This is a genomic window from Devosia sp., from assembly GCF_039927955.1.
In the GTDB taxonomy this organism is placed as follows: domain Bacteria; phylum Pseudomonadota; class Alphaproteobacteria; order Rhizobiales; family Devosiaceae; genus Devosia.
On the sequence record NZ_JBDSUA010000005.1, the window covers coordinates 79031 to 93312 of the forward strand.

The 14282-nt window shown below is 62.2% G+C and carries 18 protein-coding genes; 13 read left to right on the forward strand and 5 right to left on the reverse strand.

Annotation, left to right across the window (positions count from 1 at the left end; translation table 11 throughout):
- The first annotated feature begins 11 nt into the window (after window positions 1–11).
- The 10 genes from purS (at window position 12) to grxD (ending at window position 7625) form a co-directional block, all read left to right on the forward strand.
- Window positions 12–254: a phosphoribosylformylglycinamidine synthase subunit PurS gene (gene purS, locus ABIT12_RS02295; RefSeq protein ID WP_348042922.1), complete on the forward strand. Its 243-nt coding sequence runs from the start codon at window positions 12–14 to the stop codon at window positions 252–254.
- Window positions 255–523: 269 nt separating this feature from the next.
- Entirely contained in the window at window positions 524–1606 is a 1083-nt protein-coding gene (locus ABIT12_RS02300) for an acyltransferase family protein (protein WP_348042924.1), read from the forward strand.
- A gap of 66 nt (window positions 1607–1672) precedes the next feature.
- Window positions 1673–2341, forward strand: coding sequence for a phosphoribosylformylglycinamidine synthase subunit PurQ (gene purQ / locus ABIT12_RS02305; RefSeq protein ID WP_348042926.1), 669 nt, complete (start codon window positions 1673–1675; stop codon window positions 2339–2341).
- Between the two features lies 1 nt (window position 2342).
- Complete coding sequence (locus ABIT12_RS02310) at window positions 2343–2999, forward strand: Pr6Pr family membrane protein (RefSeq protein ID WP_348042928.1); 657 nt, start codon at window positions 2343–2345, stop codon at window positions 2997–2999.
- Window positions 2992–3606, forward strand: a complete 615-nt coding sequence (locus tag ABIT12_RS02315; protein WP_348042930.1) for a DJ-1/PfpI family protein — start codon at window positions 2992–2994, stop codon at window positions 3604–3606. Before ABIT12_RS02310 ends, ABIT12_RS02315 begins: the two co-directional genes overlap by 8 nt.
- The gene (gene purL, locus ABIT12_RS02320; protein WP_348042932.1) at window positions 3603–5837 is read left to right on the forward strand and encodes a phosphoribosylformylglycinamidine synthase subunit PurL; all 2235 of its coding nucleotides are present in this window, start codon (window positions 3603–3605) and stop codon (window positions 5835–5837) included. Before ABIT12_RS02315 ends, purL begins: the two co-directional genes overlap by 4 nt.
- Window positions 5838–5975: 138 nt before the next feature.
- Window positions 5976–6209 carry a BolA family transcriptional regulator gene (locus ABIT12_RS02325; protein WP_348042934.1) on the forward strand — a complete coding sequence of 78 codons (234 nt, stop codon included), beginning with the start codon at window positions 5976–5978 and terminating at the stop codon, window positions 6207–6209.
- A gap of 2 nt (window positions 6210–6211) precedes the next feature.
- A complete protein-coding gene (locus ABIT12_RS02330) occupies window positions 6212–6535 on the forward strand; it encodes a DUF6665 family protein (RefSeq protein WP_348042936.1) in 324 nt (107 codons plus the stop codon).
- Entirely contained in the window at window positions 6532–7173 is a 642-nt protein-coding gene (locus ABIT12_RS02335) for an HAD-IA family hydrolase (RefSeq protein WP_348042938.1), read from the forward strand. The genes ABIT12_RS02330 and ABIT12_RS02335 overlap by 4 nt, the downstream gene beginning before the upstream one ends.
- A 116-nt stretch (window positions 7174–7289) precedes the next feature.
- A complete protein-coding gene (grxD, locus tag ABIT12_RS02340) occupies window positions 7290–7625 on the forward strand; it encodes a Grx4 family monothiol glutaredoxin (RefSeq protein ID WP_348042940.1) in 336 nt (111 codons plus the stop codon).
- A gap of 51 nt (window positions 7626–7676) precedes the next feature.
- Here grxD and ABIT12_RS02345 read toward each other — a convergent pair whose 3' ends face one another.
- Window positions 7677–7964 carry a Dabb family protein gene (locus ABIT12_RS02345; protein WP_348043281.1) on the reverse strand — a complete coding sequence of 96 codons (288 nt, stop codon included), beginning with the start codon at window positions 7962–7964 and terminating at the stop codon, window positions 7677–7679.
- Window positions 7965–8111: 147 nt separating this feature from the next.
- Here ABIT12_RS02345 and ABIT12_RS02350 point away from each other — a divergent pair, with 147 nt between their 5' ends.
- Window positions 8112–9329, forward strand: coding sequence for an MFS transporter (locus tag ABIT12_RS02350; RefSeq protein WP_348042942.1), 1218 nt, complete (start codon window positions 8112–8114; stop codon window positions 9327–9329).
- A 160-nt stretch (window positions 9330–9489) separates the two neighbouring features.
- The gene (locus ABIT12_RS02355; protein ID WP_348042944.1) at window positions 9490–10740 is read left to right on the forward strand and encodes a multidrug effflux MFS transporter; all 1251 of its coding nucleotides are present in this window, start codon (window positions 9490–9492) and stop codon (window positions 10738–10740) included.
- Window positions 10741–10767: 27 nt separating this feature from the next.
- Here ABIT12_RS02355 and ABIT12_RS02360 read toward each other — a convergent pair whose 3' ends face one another.
- From ABIT12_RS02360 to ABIT12_RS02375, 4 genes are all read right to left on the reverse strand, one after another.
- Window positions 10768–11547, reverse strand: coding sequence for a GGDEF domain-containing protein (locus ABIT12_RS02360; RefSeq protein ID WP_348063276.1), 780 nt, complete (start codon window positions 11545–11547; stop codon window positions 10768–10770).
- Between the two features lie 78 nt (window positions 11548–11625).
- On the reverse strand, window positions 11626–12246 hold the full coding sequence (locus ABIT12_RS02365; RefSeq protein WP_348042951.1) for an ATP-dependent Clp protease proteolytic subunit: 621 nt from the start codon (window positions 12244–12246) through the stop codon (window positions 11626–11628).
- A gap of 43 nt (window positions 12247–12289) precedes the next feature.
- Window positions 12290–12628 (reverse strand): SRPBCC domain-containing protein, encoded by a 339-nt coding sequence (locus ABIT12_RS02370; RefSeq protein ID WP_348042953.1) that lies wholly within the window; start codon window positions 12626–12628, stop codon window positions 12290–12292.
- Complete coding sequence (locus tag ABIT12_RS02375; RefSeq protein ID WP_348042955.1) at window positions 12625–12939, reverse strand: metalloregulator ArsR/SmtB family transcription factor; 315 nt, start codon at window positions 12937–12939, stop codon at window positions 12625–12627. The genes ABIT12_RS02370 and ABIT12_RS02375 overlap by 4 nt, the downstream gene beginning before the upstream one ends.
- 140 nt (window positions 12940–13079) lie before the next feature.
- Between ABIT12_RS02375 and ABIT12_RS02380 the strand changes: the two genes are divergently transcribed.
- On the forward strand, window positions 13080–14279 hold the full coding sequence (locus ABIT12_RS02380; RefSeq protein ID WP_348042957.1) for an aminotransferase class V-fold PLP-dependent enzyme: 1200 nt from the start codon (window positions 13080–13082) through the stop codon (window positions 14277–14279).
- The last annotated feature ends 3 nt before the right edge of the window (window positions 14280–14282 follow it).

A 14282-nucleotide genomic window follows, 5' to 3' on the forward strand; every position in this document is an offset into this window, starting at 1 on the left:
AAGGACTATCGATGAAAGCGCGCGTCACTGTCACTTTGAAGGCCGGCGTCCTCGATCCGCAGGGTCAGGCCATCGAAGGTTCGCTCAAGGGCCTCGGCATTGCCGGGGTCGGTGCCGTGCGCCAGGGCAAGGTGTTTGACCTGGTTTTGCAGGCAACCGACGAAGCCGCTGCGCGTTCTCAGGTGGCGACCATGTGCGAGAAGCTGTTGGCCAATACTGTGATCGAAAATTACGCGATCGAAATCTCTAATTAACAGCTTTGGGTCATAACTTTTGGCGCGTCGCCCCACCGCGCAGGACACCGAATATGCTTAAGACCGTTTCCCTTTCCGTCATGTTTTTTGCCACTCTCGGGCTCATGTTCGCTGCCTACGCCTTCGTTCCGGCCTAGTCTGGCAAGGCTCCGGCCAATTTAGCTAAAACCTTCTGCATTAAGCATTTTCCTTAATCCTGGCGGCAGCTCGTCGTTCAGGTTTAGCGGGATATTTGGTACGGTGACGCTCCTGTCCAAGGAACGATTTCCGTGGCCGATAATGCGCAACGATTGAACTGGGTTGATACGGCCAAGGGCCTGTCGATTCTGCTCGTCGTGATGATGCACTCGGCTTTCGGCGTCGGCGAACTGACCGGCGGCACCGGCGTGCTGCACTGGATCATCGCTTTTGCCACCCCATTCCGCATGCCGGAATTCTTCGCCATTTCCGGCCTGTTCCTGTCGCTGGTCGTCGCCCGCGACTGGAAGCCCTATGCCGACCGCCGCGTCGTGCATTACCTGTATTTCTATGCCGTCTGGGCACTGATCCATATCGTGTTCAAGGTTGGCCTCGGCACCGGCGACCCGGCTACCGCGCTCAACTATCTCGTCTGGGCCGTGGTCGAACCTTATGGCGTGCTGTGGTTCATCTACCTGCTGGCGGCCTTCAGTGCCGCCGCCAAGCTGCTGCACACCCTGCGCGCCCCACACTGGCTGGCACTGGGGCTCGGCGCTGCGCTGCAGATCGGCTCCGTCCATACCGGCCTTTATGCCGTTGATCAGTTCGCCGCATATTTCGTCTATTTCTATGCCGGTTATGCGCTCGCCCCGCTGCTGTTCAAGCTGGTCGCATGGGCCGATACCACCCCGGTGATGGCACTGGCCGCCATTGCTGCCTGGGCCGTGGTCAACGCCGTGCTGGTCTTTTCGCCCGGCTTTGCTGTGCTACCCGGCCAGATCGATATGGGCCTCGCGGCCCAGCCCGGCCTGCATCTGCTGCTGGCCCTGGCCGGCACGGCGGCGCTTTGCGTCATCGCCAGCCTGCTCTCCGACCTCCCGGCCATGGATTGGCTGCGCTGGCTGGGGTCGAAATCCATCGTCGTCTATCTGGCCTTCGCCATCCCGATGGGGGCCTTCCGCGCCATTTTGTTCAAGTTGGGCGTCAGTGACACCAGCGTGCTCAGTGTGCTGGTGATGGCCGCCTCGGTCACCACGCCGCTGCTGCTCTACTGGGCTGTCCAGCACACCAGCCATGGCAAATTCCTGTTCGAACGCCCTGCCTGGGCGCATCTGCCCGGCACGCCCGGCGCCCGCCAGCCCCGCGAACAGGTTTCCGCCACGCCAGCCGAATAGTCCTTGCCTTTTGGGCGAGGAATCTCGAAAAGGGCGGCATCCGCACCCCTTTGCGAGGACTGCTCGATGAAATCCGCTGTCATCGTCTTCCCCGGCCTGAACCGCGACCGCGACATGATCGCGGCGCTGACCAAGATTTCGGGCACCGCGCCCGCCATCGTCTGGCATCAGGACGCCGAAATTCCCGATGTCGATCTGGTGGTTATCCCCGGCGGCTTTTCCTATGGCGATTATCTGCGCTGCGGCGCCATCGCTGCCCGCTCGCCGATCATGGATCGCGTCCGCGAGCACTCGGCCAAGGGCGGCAAGGTGCTCGGCGTCTGCAATGGCTTCCAGATCCTGATCGAAGCCGGGATGCTCCCCGGCGCCCTCATGCGCAATATGAGCCTCAAGTTCGTCTGCCGCGAAGTCAAACTGGAAGTCACCAACGCCGACACCAGCTTTACCCGAGGCTACACCAAGGGCCAGATCATCCGCTGCCCGGTCGCCCATCACGATGGCAACTACTTTGCCGATAGCGAGACCATCGCCCGCCTTGAGGACAATGATCTTGTGGCGTTCCGCTATGCCGAGGGCACCAATCCGAACGGCTCGATCAACGACATCGCCGGCATTCTGAACGACCAGAAGAATGTGCTGGGCCTGATGCCGCATCCCGAAAACCTCATCGAAGCGGCCCATGGCGGCAGCGATGGCCGCGCCCTGTTCTCTGGCCTGCTGGATCAGGTGGCCTAGGATGAACCCGCGCGCGCCGGTCAACCCGCGCCGCTTGCTGGTTTGGCTCGGCCTGTTCTTCGGGAGTGTCGCGCTGGTTCTGCAGTTCACCCTGTCGATGCAATTGCACGCCGCCAACGGCCGCGACCTGCCCGGCGCCATGGGCAATTTCTTCAGCTACTATACCATCCTCACCAATATCGTTTTGGTGCTGATCTACCTGTCGCTGGTGCTCAAGGCCAAATGGCTGGAGCCGTTCCGCAGCCCGGTGACGCGCGCCATGATGGCGGCCAATATCGCGTTGGTCACCCTGTTCGTCTATTTCGTGCTGCGCCATCTCTATGCGTTCGAGGGCCTGTTCGACCTCGCCGATCGCATGCTGCACTATCTGTGCCCGACCCTCTACCTGCTGTGGTGGCTGTTCGCGCAGCCGCATGGCGGATTGAAATGGCTTAGCCTGCCGATCATGCTGCTGCCCACGCTGATCTATTTCATCTACATCATCGCCCGCGGTGCCTGGGTGCAGGAATATCCCTATCCGGTGATCAACGTTATCGATCTCGGCTACCCGCAGGTGCTGCTCAATGCAGTGCTGATGACCATTGGCCTCGCCGTGCTGACCGCCATCGTCATCCTGCTCGACGGCTTCATCGCCAGACGCGCGGTGGCCCATGACTGAAACCGGCACCCGCACCAGCATCGCCATCCTGATCTTTGACGGCGTCGAGGAACTCGACTTCGTCGGCCCTTGGGAAGTCTTCACCATGGCCAAGCTGGTCGGCGCGCCGATCAGCGTGTTCACCGTTGGCTGGCCCGGCGAGGAAGTGCGCTGCGCCAAGGGCCTGCGCGTCACCGCCGATTATGCCTTTGCCGATGCGCCCATGGCCGATGTCGTCATCGTCCCCGGCGGTCGCGGCACCCGTCCGCTGGCCAAGAACTGGGATTTCATCGGCGCCTTGCGGCCCTATCTGGCCGCCGCCCGCTTTCAGGTATCGGTCTGTACCGGCGCCGGCCTGCTGGGAAAAACCGGTTTTCTCGATCATCGTCGCGCCACCACCAACCGCGAAGCCTTCGATTTCTTCCGCGAATGCGCCCCGCTGGCGACGCTGGTGGAAGACAAGCGCTGGGTTCACGACGACAACGTCATCACCTCGGCCGGCGTCTCTGCCGGCATCGACATGTCGCTCTGGCTGGTCTCCTACCTGTTCGGTGAAATTCCGGCCCGCGACACCCAAAAGTACATGGAATATTTTCCAGAACCTCCCTTCGGAAAACCCGCTGCATGACCTATCAGAACAACATCGCCATCACCCCCAAGCTCGTCGCCGATCATGGCCTCAAGCCCGACGAATTCGACAAGATCGTCGCGCTGATCGGCCGCCAGCCGACCTATACGGAACTCGGGATTTTCTCGGCGATGTGGAACGAGCACTGCTCGTACAAATCGTCCAAGAAGTGGCTGAAAACCCTGCCGACCACCGGCCAGCTGGTGATCCAGGGACCCGGCGAAAATGCCGGCGTGGTCGATATCGGCGATGGTCAGGCCATTGTCTTCAAGATGGAATCGCACAACCACCCCAGCTTCATCGAGCCCTATCAGGGCGCCGGCACCGGCATGGGCGGCATCCTGCGGGACGTGTTCACCATGGGCGCCCGCCCCGTCGCGGCGATGAACGCGTTGCGCTTCGGCGCCACGGACCATGCCAAGACCCGCCATCTGGTCAGCGGCGTCGTCGCCGGCATCGGCGGTTATGGGAATGCCTTCGGTGTGCCCACCGTCGGTGGCGAGGTCGAATTCGACGCCCGCTACAATGGCAATATCCTGGTCAACGCCTTTGCGGCGGGCCTCGCCGATACCGACAAGATTTTCTACTCCAAAGCCGAAGGCGTCGGCCTGCCGGTGGTCTATCTCGGCGCCAAGACCGGCCGTGATGGCGTCGGCGGCGCCACCATGGCCTCGGCCGAATTCGGCGACGATATCGAGGAAAAGCGCCCCACCGTGCAGGTCGGCGACCCCTTCACCGAAAAGCGCCTGCTCGAAGCCTGCCTCGAACTGATGGCGACCGGCGCCGTCATCGCCATCCAGGACATGGGCGCGGCGGGCCTCACCTGCTCGGCCGTCGAAATGGGCGCCAAGGGCGACCTCGGTGTCGAACTCAACCTCGACATGGTCCCGGTGCGCGAAACCGAAATGACCCCCTATGAAATGATGCTCAGCGAAAGCCAGGAGCGCATGCTCATGGTGCTGCATCCCGAAAAGGAAGCCGCCGCCCGCGCCGTGTTCGAAAAGTGGGAACTGGACTTCGCCACCGTCGGCTATACCACCGACGATCTGCGCTTCCGCGTCATGTGGAAGGGCGAGGAAGTCGCCAACCTGCCGATCAAGGAACTGGGCGACGAAGCGCCGGAATATGATCGGCCATGGACCGCACCCAAGGTTGCCGCTCCGCTCGCCGCCGATGACGTGCCGCAGATGGATGTCGCCGATGCCCTGCTCAAGCTGGTCGGCGGCCACCAGATCGCCTCCCGCCGTTGGGTCTATGAGCAATACGATACCCTGATCCAGGGCAATTCCTTGCAGCGCCCCGGCGGCGATGCCGGCGTCATCCGCGTCGAAGGCCACCCCACCAAGGCCCTGGCCTTCACCTCCGACGTCAACCCGCGCTATTGCGAGGCCGACCCCTATGAGGGCGGCAAGCAGGCCGTGGCCGAAGCCTGGCGCAACCTGACCGCCACCGGCGCCGATCCGCTCGCCGCCACTGACAATCTCAACTTCGGCAATCCCGAGCGCCCCGAAATCATGGGACAACTGGTCCATGCGGTGAAGGGCATTGGCGAAGCCTGCCGCGCGCTGGATTTCCCCATCGTTTCGGGCAATGTCTCGCTCTACAACGAAACCAACGGCAAGGGCATTCTGCCCACGCCCACCATCGGTGGCGTCGGCCTGTTGCCCGATTGGTCCAGGATGGCGCGCATCGGCTTTGCCGCAGCGGGCGAGCTGATCCTGCTGTTCGGCGCGCCGCCCGCCTGGGGCACGCATCTGGCGCAATCGATCTACATGCGTGACCTGCACGATCGCCGCGACGGCCCGCCGCCGCCGGTCGATCTGGCCCATGAACGGCGCGTCGGCGATTTCGTTCGCAAGCTGATCCGCACTGGTCAGGCCACCGCCTGTCACGATCTGTCAGATGGGGGCTTGGCTGTAGGCCTCGCCGAAATGGCGATGGCCTCAGGCATCGGCGCGCAGATCGCCCAGCTCAACGATGTCGATTCGATCCCGGTGTTCTTCGGCGAAGATCAGGGCCGCTACCTGGTGACCATCCGCGATTTCAACGATATCGAACTGTTCACCCAGTTCATGGACGACATCGAAACCGCCGGGATTTTTGCGCCGTGGATCGGCACCACGGGCGGCACTACGCTGGTGCTTGGCGACGCTCGTCCGGTGCCGGTTGCTGAGCTCAAGGCAGCGCATGAGGGCTGGTTCCCCGCGTTCATGGATGGCAAGGCGGCTTAGGTAAATCTCTCAGTCGGGTCACCCTCCCCCTTGCGGGGAGGGTGTCGACTGACAAATGGTCGACACCACCCCAACTTGAACCACCCCATCCCGCGTGCCATATCATTGTGACCACGCTCCACCCAACGAGGTCCTGCCATGGCAATGGAAGCCAACGAAATCGAACGCCGCATCAAGGCCGGTATTCCTGATGCCGAGATCGAAATCCGCGACCTTGCCGGCGACGGCGACCATTGGGCCGCCACGGTGATTTCCGAGACCTTCCGGGGCAAAACCCGGGTGCAACAGCACCAAATGGTTTATGCCGCAGTCGGCGGCGACATGGGCGGCGCGCTGCACGCTTTGGCCCTGCAAACCAGCGCTCCAAAATAGCGGTGAGCCTGCGCGACTCGCTCGATCTGATCGCCATGGTCCGGCCCGAAGCCGGCACCAATGCGCTGCAGAACGAGATCATGGCCGAGCGCGCCTCCTCGCTCGGCGCGGCCGAGCGCAAGGTGATCGCCGCCATCACTGCGCTCAATTCTGCCCCTGATATCACGCGCGACCAACGCCTTGCCGAAGCCCGGCAAGTGGTCTGGGAATATTTCGTCCAGCGCGAACTGGTCGGCTTCCGCCGCCACACCGATGTGATTCAGGAACTCGGCATTCCCCCGCAAGTGCTTGTCGGCCTTGGCGCAATGCCGGTCCGCCGCAAGTGACGCGCGCGGTTATCTTCGATGTCGATGGCGTTCTGGTTCACGGCTATCACGCCCGCCCAGATTTGACGCGCCGCTGGAACGAGAACCTGCTGGAGGATCTCGGCGTCGATCCGCAACGCTTCAACGACGAATTCATCTTCGATATTTTCATCAAGAAAGTCGTCGTCGGCCAGGTTTCGCTGATCGAAGCGCTGGAACGCCGCCTGCCTGCGCTTGGCTACAGGGGTTCACCGATGGTTTTTGCCCATTACTGGCTGACCCATGACAGCGCCCGCAACGAGGACCTGGTCAAAGCCATCCGTGCCTTCAAGGCGAGCGCTGACGTGCGGCTGTACATTGCCACCAATCAGGACCACCTGCGCGCCATGTGGCTGTGGGACATGCTCGGTCTCAGCGACATCTTCGAGGACATTTTCTATTCGGCCCGCGCCGGTATCCGCAAACCCGAAACCGGCTTCTTCGATTTCGTGCGCGACCGCATCGGCCCGCAAACCGAGCCGCCGCTGTTCTTCGATGATACGCCCAAAGTCATCGCCGGCGCCCGGGCCTATGGCTGGGAAGCGGTGGAGTATAACGCGCTCACCGATTTCACCCAGCATCCGTGGGTGGCCGGACATCTGCACGGCTCGCAAAGCTGATGCCAGGTCAAAACATCGTTGTTTTACGATGGTGACCTCGACACCGGCGGCTTGATGGCCTATTTATTCCAGCAACTCCTCCGGCCCATGCATCCGGTATTCGAAAGGCTTGTCCCATGACCGATATCAACGATTTCATCGATAACAAGGTGAAGACCAACGACGTGTTCCTGTTCATGAAGGGCTCGCCCGATTTTCCGCAATGCGGTTTTTCCGGTTCGGTCGTGCAGATCCTGAACTATCTTGGCGTGGAATATGACAGTGCCAACGTGCTCGAAAGCGCCGAACTGCGCGACGGCATCAAGGCCTACACCAACTGGCCGACCATTCCGCAGCTCTACATCAAGGGTGAATTTGTCGGCGGCGCCGACATCGTCCGCGAAATGTTCCAGGCGGGCGAATTGCAGACCCACCTCACCGACGCTGGCATCGCGGTCAAAGCGCCGGCATAAGGCGGCTGCCCAGGCTGAAATTCAAAACGCCGGGCCCAGCGCCCGGCGTTTTCATTGCGCCACCACGTCCGCCGACAGCCGCAATTCGCGCAATGGCTGCACGCGCCGGGTCGCCTCGGCGTAAGTTGGATGCGCCTTGTAGGCTGCCAGCGCCGCCGCATCGGCAAATTCGGCATACACCACTATGTCGACCTCGTTGGAAATCTGGTCAACCTTGGTGTTGCCTGCCACTTCGAAATGACTTGCATGCGGAATGGTGCCCAACAGCGCCAGGCCCGCACAGATCGCGTCGAGATTGTCGTCGGTCTTGGCGGTGAAAAACACGATATGGCGGATCAAGCTCAGGCTCCGGTTCGGGGTGGCCTTCTCGCCGCTGGCGCGCCAAGGGTCAACCCCATCACCAAAACCGATAGCATCCATAAGACAAAATCACTTTGCGTGATGTCGTCGCAGGCCTAGTCTGTCCGCTCATAGCCGGATGCCCCAATGACCTCCTCCACGCTTCGCCCCGCCGTCCCCCTGCTCGCGGTGATTATCTGCGGCTGTATCATTGCCGCCATCGGCAATGGCATCCGCACCAGCTTTGGCCTGTTCACCCTGCCCATCGTTACCGATCTGGGCCTGACGCGTGAGGGCTATGGCATGGCCATGGCGATCCAGAACCTGGCCTGGGGCATCGCCCAGCCGTTCGCGGGTAACTTCGCTGACCGCGTCGGCACGGCGCGCACCGTTGCCGCCGGCGCCGCGCTCTACGCACTGGGCGTTGTACTGATGTCGATTTCGCCCAATGCCGGCATCCTCACCCTCACCGCTGGCGTCATCACCGGCGTCGGGATTGCGGTCTGCTCGTTCAGCGTCGTCATGGCCGCTTTCGGACGCTCGGTGCCGCCAGAAAAGCGCACGCTGATTTTCGGCGTCGCCACCGCCGCATCATCGTTCGGCCAGTTCATCTTCGCCCCGATCAGCCAGGGCTTCATCAGCGCCTTCGGCTGGCACACGGCGCTGATCTATCTGGGCTCGATGCTGCTGCTGATCATCCCGCTGTCCTTCGCCCTGCGCGGTCGCACCGAGCATCCGGTTGGCCAGGCTGACCTCAAGTTCATGCAGGCGCTGTCCAAAGCCTGGGGGCATGGCTCCTATCGCTTGCTGGTCATCGGCTTCTTCGTTTGTGGATTCCATCTGGCGTTCATCAACGTCCATATGCCCGCTTATCTGGTGCAATGCGGCCTGTCGCCAGCTGTGGGCAGCTGGACCATTGCCGTCATCGGCCTGTTCAATATCGTCGGCTCGCTACTGTCCGGCTATCTCGGCGGCCGGCTGCCCAAACAGATGTTGCTGGCCTCGATCTATTTCCTGCGCGCTTTGGCGATCGGCATTTTCCTGATCGTTCCCGTCAGCGAGATCAGCGCCTATACTTTCGCCGCCGCCATGGGCCTGCTCTGGCTGTCCACAGTGCCGCTGACTGCGGGCCTCGTCAGCCTGTTCTTTGGCGCGCGCTACATGGGCATGCTGTATGGCGTCGCCTTCTTCTCGCACCAGCTTGGCTCGTTCGTCGGCGTCTGGCTCGGCGGCTATGTCTATGACCTGACCGGCTCCTATAGCCTGGTCTGGTATCTGGGCATTCTGCTCGGGCTTGGCTCCGCTGCAATTCATCTGCCGATCCACGAGCGCGGCGCCCCCGCCTTTGCGCTTAAACCAGCCTGATCAGCACCTTATGAGTCACAGCGAAATTACTTTCACAACGCTTGGCGTTCAAATCATCGTCCTTTGCCGATGGCGGTCTTGCCAAACCACAACCTGAAGTCCAAGCTCTCGCCATATTGACGCCCGCCGTTCCTCCGGCGCGCTTTTTCGAGATTCATACATGTCCAAACACCTGACGCGGGTTTTATCCCGTCCGGAATTCATTGCTCTTGTCGCGGCCCTGATGGCGCTTAATGCGCTGGCCATCGACGTCATGTTGCCTGCCCTGCCCTATATGGGTGAAGCCCTGGGCGTCGATTCGCCCAACGAGCGCCAGTTTGTAGTTTCCGCCTATATGCTTGGCCTCGGCATGGCCCAATTGGCCTTCGGCCCGCTCTCGGATCGCTTTGGCCGCCGCGCGCCCCTGCTCATCGGCATCGCCGTTTATATCGTCGCGGCACTCTGCGCCGCCTTCGCGCCCAGTTTCGCCATTCTGCTGGCCCTGCGTTTCACCCAGGGCGCCGGCGCGGCGGGAACGCGGGTGATCGCCACCTCGATCGTGCGCGACATGTTCTCCGGCCGCGCCATGGCCGAAGTCATGTCCCTCACCTTCATGGTGTTCATGGCCATCCCGATCGTCGCGCCGGGCATCGGCCAAGTCATCCTGTTGACCGGCCCATGGCACCACATCTTCCTGTTCATGGCCATCCTGGCAACGATATTCGGTCTCTGGGCATACTTCCGCCTGCCCGAAACCCTGGCGCCCGCCGATCGTCGCCCGCTGACTTTCCGCGCCGTGGCCGATGGCTTCCGCATCGTCATCTCCAACCGCACAGCGTTCTTTTATGGCCTCGCCGGCATGTTCACCTTTGGCGCACTGTTCGGCTTCATCAGCACCGCGCAGCAGGTCTATGTCGGCATCTATGGCCTCGGGCCGTATTTCCCCGTCGCCTTCGCCGCCGTGGCCGCGCTGATGGCCGTTGCGTCCTTTACCAATGCGCAGATCGTACGGCGCTTTGGCATGCGCCGGCTTTCACATCTGGCGATGCTGGTGTTCATAGGCGCCAGCGCCGTGTGGCTCGGGCTCAGCATTGCCGGCTTCATGCCGCTCTGGCTGTTCTTCCCGTTCCTCGCGGTTGTGATGTTCTGCTTCGGCTGGGCCTCGTCCAACATGAACTCGCTGTCGATGGAGCCGCTCGGCGCCGTCGCCGGCACCGCATCATCGGTGTTCGGGTTCATCCAGACCGTAGGCGGCGCGCTGATCGGCAGCTTCATCGGCCAGCAGTTCAACGGCACGGTCGTCCCCGTCGCTGCCGGCTACTTCAGCATGGGTTCACTGGCGCTGATCTGCATCCTGATCGCTGAAAATGGTCGCCTGTTCGGGGTCGGCAAGGAATATGCCGGAACGCCGGTCGCTGTCGAAGCCCACTAATCGAAGTGGCCGGTCGTCCCGGCCATTTCACGCCAGCATCGGCTTGCCGGCGCCCAGCTCAAGATCGAAGATGTCGACCCGGTTACGGCCGCCATGCTTGGCCGCATAAAGCCGCTCGTCGGCAGTTCGATACAGTTCGCCAAACGAGGTCTTTCGCGAAAACGCCGTGCCGCCAAGGCTGACGGTCAATGGATAGGCGCGGCCGTTTGGGGCGAAATGGCTCTGATGCACCCGCTGCCGGATCCGCTCCGACAAATCCTTGGTCAGATCGAGCGATACTCCTGGCAGGAAGACGCCGAACTCTTCGCCGCCAATGCGTCCAACCACGTCACCCTCGCGCACCGCGCCTTGAATTGTGCTGGCGATCAGCCTCAGGGCTTCGTCGCCCACATGGTGACCGAATGTATCGTTGACGGATTTGAAATTATCCACGTCGATGACGAGCAGCGCGCCATCGCTGCGGGTCTGCAGCACCGCAAGCCGCTCAAGATATCCTTCGACCACAGCGGTAAATGCCCGCCGGTTCAGCACCAGCGTCAGGCTATCGGTGGCGGACAGCGAAATCAGTTCCTGATGCGCAATGGCCAGCTCGCGCAGCTTGGTTAGCAGAAACCAGAAAAACGGTGGCGCCAGAATCAGCGGAATCAACACGTCATTGATGGGCGCCGCCGCCCAGCGCCATTGCATGGTTTCAAACGAGAAGTTGTCGAACGCCAGCGCCACTGCGATGCAGAAGAGCGTGCCTGCAAACGTCAAAAAGTAGACGCGCGCCCGTCCCTGCTTCGAAAAATCCAACCGGCCAGCCATCATGCCCATTCCATCTGCTACCGGCTTAAAATACGCCCCGGCAATTAATGAGCTGTTGCAGCTTTATCCGGCCTTCGATCACGAATTGGGGTTTGGCGGACTTTCTCCACGGTCGGCCTGCACCATATCGACCAATCCCCAGGCCTTGGCCTGCTCCGGCGACATGAAGTTATCGCGCTCCAGCGCCTTCTCCACTTCCTCGTAGCTGCGTCCGCAATGCTTTGAGTAGAGCCCATGCGTCAGCCGTTTGAGCCGCATGCTTTCCTCGGCATGCAAGACGATATCGGTCACCTTGCCCTGATATCCGCCAGAGGGCTGATGCAACATGATCGACGCGCTGGGCAGACACACCCGATGTCCGGCCTCGCCGGCCATGAGCAGCAATGAGCCTGCCGACATCGCCATGCCCAGGCACAGCGTGCCGACCGGCGCTGCAATGAACTGCATGGTGTCGTAAATGGCCAAAGCCGCCGTGACCACACCGCCGGGTGAGTTGATATAAAGGTTTATCTCCTTTTTCGGATTCTCCGCTTCAAGGAACAGCAACTGCGCGCAGATCAGCGCCGCCATCTGGTCCTCGATCTCGCCATTGACGAAAATGATCCGCTCCCGCAGCAGCCGCGAGTAAATATCGAACGAGCGCTCCCCGCGGCTCGATTGTTCCACCACCATAGGGACGAGTTGGCTCATGTCGCGCATCGGCGATCTCCGTTCAGAAGTTGGGGTATTGCTTGGCTGGCGGCTATGCCGCCATCGCCATCGCCACATTGCTATTGGCGGCTACCGGCACAGCCACCGGCGCATGCGTTAGCCGGAACCAGGTTCCACCATCTGCGGTCGGCGTCAGCTCGAAGGTCACCAGGCTATCTTCGGCGCCAAGGATCGCCCCCTGCCCGCTCTCGCGCCAGCGATAGGTCAGCGACTTGTTCTCCTCGGCGCTGACCATCGCCATGTCCACCTCGGCGGCACCATCGGGCTTCAGCCAGCGCTCCAGATATTCCCGCACAGTCAGCGCGCGCCAGACCTTCTCCGGCGCAGCGTCCAGCGTGCATTCAAATACCAGCGCGTCGGGGGTCGTCATTGGTCCATCTCCTTGAGCAAATCCTTGAGCGCATCGATCCGGGCTGGCCAGAACGCCTCGTACCGCGCCAACCATTGCCGCAATGGGGCCAATCCTTGCGATTCAACCTTGTAGTTGACAAACCTTCCATCACGCCGTTCGCTGATCAGCCCGGCCCCGCGCAGCACTGCCAGGTGCTGGCTCATCGCCGGTTGCGAAATGGCAAAGCCTTCGCGCAGCGCCGTCGCCGTCATTTCGGCGCTCGCCAGCCGCTCCAGCACGGCGCGTCGGGTCGGATCGGCCAGCACCTTGAAAATATCTGTATCGCTCATGAGTAACACATAAGCACAAACTTATGAGTCGTAGCAAGGGCTTTGCAAGCGCAACCCAGCCACCCGCGACGACGCCGTTTCAACCGCCGCCCCGCCGCGCTACACCTTGGCTGACACGACGCTAACGAACCGGAGTTCGCATGACCTATCGCGCAGGACGCAGCTATCTGGCCATCCCCGGTCCATCGCCGGTGCCAGATCGTGTTCTCAACGCGATGCATCGCGCCTCGCCCAATATCTATCAGGGCGAAATCGTCGACCTGACGCGTGGCCTGATCCCCGACCTGCGCCGCGTCGCCATGACCACGCACCACGTTGCCATCTACATCGCCAACGGCCACGGCGCCTGGGAGGCAGCCAACGCCAATATGTTTTCGCGTGGCGACCGGGCGCTGGTCTGTGCCACCGGACGTTTCGGCCACGGCTGGGCGGAAGCGGCGCGCCGCATGGGCATCGATGTCGAACTGATCGACTTCGGCCGCAGCTCACCCGCCGATCCGGCGCGCATTGCAGAAGCGCTGCGTGCCGACACCGGCCATAAAATCCGCGCCGTGCTGGTGACCCATGTGGATACCGCTTCAACCGCCCGCAGCGATCTTGCCGCCATCCGCGCTGCGATCGACGCAGCCAATCACCCGGCGCTGTTCGCCGTGGACGCCATTGCTTCGCTGGGCTGCGATGAACTGCGCATGGATGACTGGGGCATCGATGTGCTGGTGGGCGCCAGCCAGAAGGGCCTGATGTTGCCGCCCGGCCTTGCCTTCGTCTGGGCATCCGACAAGGCACTGGCCGTCTCAAAATCTGCCGATCTCGCCACCCCCTATTGGGACTGGAAGCCACGCTTCAGCGCCGAAGAATTCTACCTGTATTTCGGCGGCACCGCGCCGACGCACCATCTGTATGGCCTGCGCGAATCGCTCACCATGCTGCTGGACGAAGAAGGCCTGCCCAACACCTGGGCCCGCCATGACACGCTGGCCAACACTGTGTGGGCCGCGTTCAACGCCTGGAGCAAGGGCAGCGACATCGCACTGAACATGGCCGATCCGGCAACCCGCGGCCGCTCGGTCACCGCCGCCCGCATTCCCAAAGGCGGCGCCACCGCCTTGCGCACCTGGCTGGAGACCGAGACTGGCGTCACCCTGGGCATTGGCCTCGGCATGGCGCTGTCAAGCGAGCCCGCCTACCACGATTTCCTGCGCGTCGGCCACATGGGCTACGTCAACGCCCATATGACGCTGGGCGTCCTCGCCAGCATGGAGGCCGGCCTGCAGGCACTTGATATCCCGCACGGTTCGGGCGCGTTGGAGGCCGCCGCCGCAGTTGTTGCGGGGAAATAACCC

Excerpts from the sequence above, each read along its gene's own strand:
- ABIT12_RS02350 (WP_348042942.1), top strand. The coding sequence starts at position 8,112 with ATGACCTCCTCCACGCTTCGCCCCGCCGTCCCCCTGCTCGCGGTGATT.
- ABIT12_RS02360 (WP_348063276.1), bottom strand. The coding sequence starts at position 11,547 with ATGGCTGGCCGGTTGGATTTTTCGAAGCAGGGACGGGCGCGCGTCTAC.
- purS (WP_348042922.1), top strand. The coding sequence starts at position 12 with ATGAAAGCGCGCGTCACTGTCACTTTGAAGGCCGGCGTCCTCGATCCG.
- ABIT12_RS02380 (WP_348042957.1), top strand. The coding sequence starts at position 13,080 with ATGACCTATCGCGCAGGACGCAGCTATCTGGCCATCCCCGGTCCATCG.
- ABIT12_RS02365 (WP_348042951.1), bottom strand. The coding sequence starts at position 12,246 with ATGCGCGACATGAGCCAACTCGTCCCTATGGTGGTGGAACAATCGAGC.
- ABIT12_RS02310 (WP_348042928.1), top strand. The coding sequence starts at position 2,343 with ATGAACCCGCGCGCGCCGGTCAACCCGCGCCGCTTGCTGGTTTGGCTC.
- ABIT12_RS02315 (WP_348042930.1), top strand. The coding sequence starts at position 2,992 with ATGACTGAAACCGGCACCCGCACCAGCATCGCCATCCTGATCTTTGAC.
- ABIT12_RS02325 (WP_348042934.1), top strand. The coding sequence starts at position 5,976 with ATGGCAATGGAAGCCAACGAAATCGAACGCCGCATCAAGGCCGGTATT.
- purL (WP_348042932.1), top strand. The coding sequence starts at position 3,603 with ATGACCTATCAGAACAACATCGCCATCACCCCCAAGCTCGTCGCCGAT.
- ABIT12_RS02355 (WP_348042944.1), top strand. The coding sequence starts at position 9,490 with ATGTCCAAACACCTGACGCGGGTTTTATCCCGTCCGGAATTCATTGCT.
- grxD (WP_348042940.1), top strand. The coding sequence starts at position 7,290 with ATGACCGATATCAACGATTTCATCGATAACAAGGTGAAGACCAACGAC.
- ABIT12_RS02375 (WP_348042955.1), bottom strand. The coding sequence starts at position 12,939 with ATGAGCGATACAGATATTTTCAAGGTGCTGGCCGATCCGACCCGACGC.
- ABIT12_RS02370 (WP_348042953.1), bottom strand. The coding sequence starts at position 12,628 with ATGACGACCCCCGACGCGCTGGTATTTGAATGCACGCTGGACGCTGCG.
- purQ (WP_348042926.1), top strand. The coding sequence starts at position 1,673 with ATGAAATCCGCTGTCATCGTCTTCCCCGGCCTGAACCGCGACCGCGAC.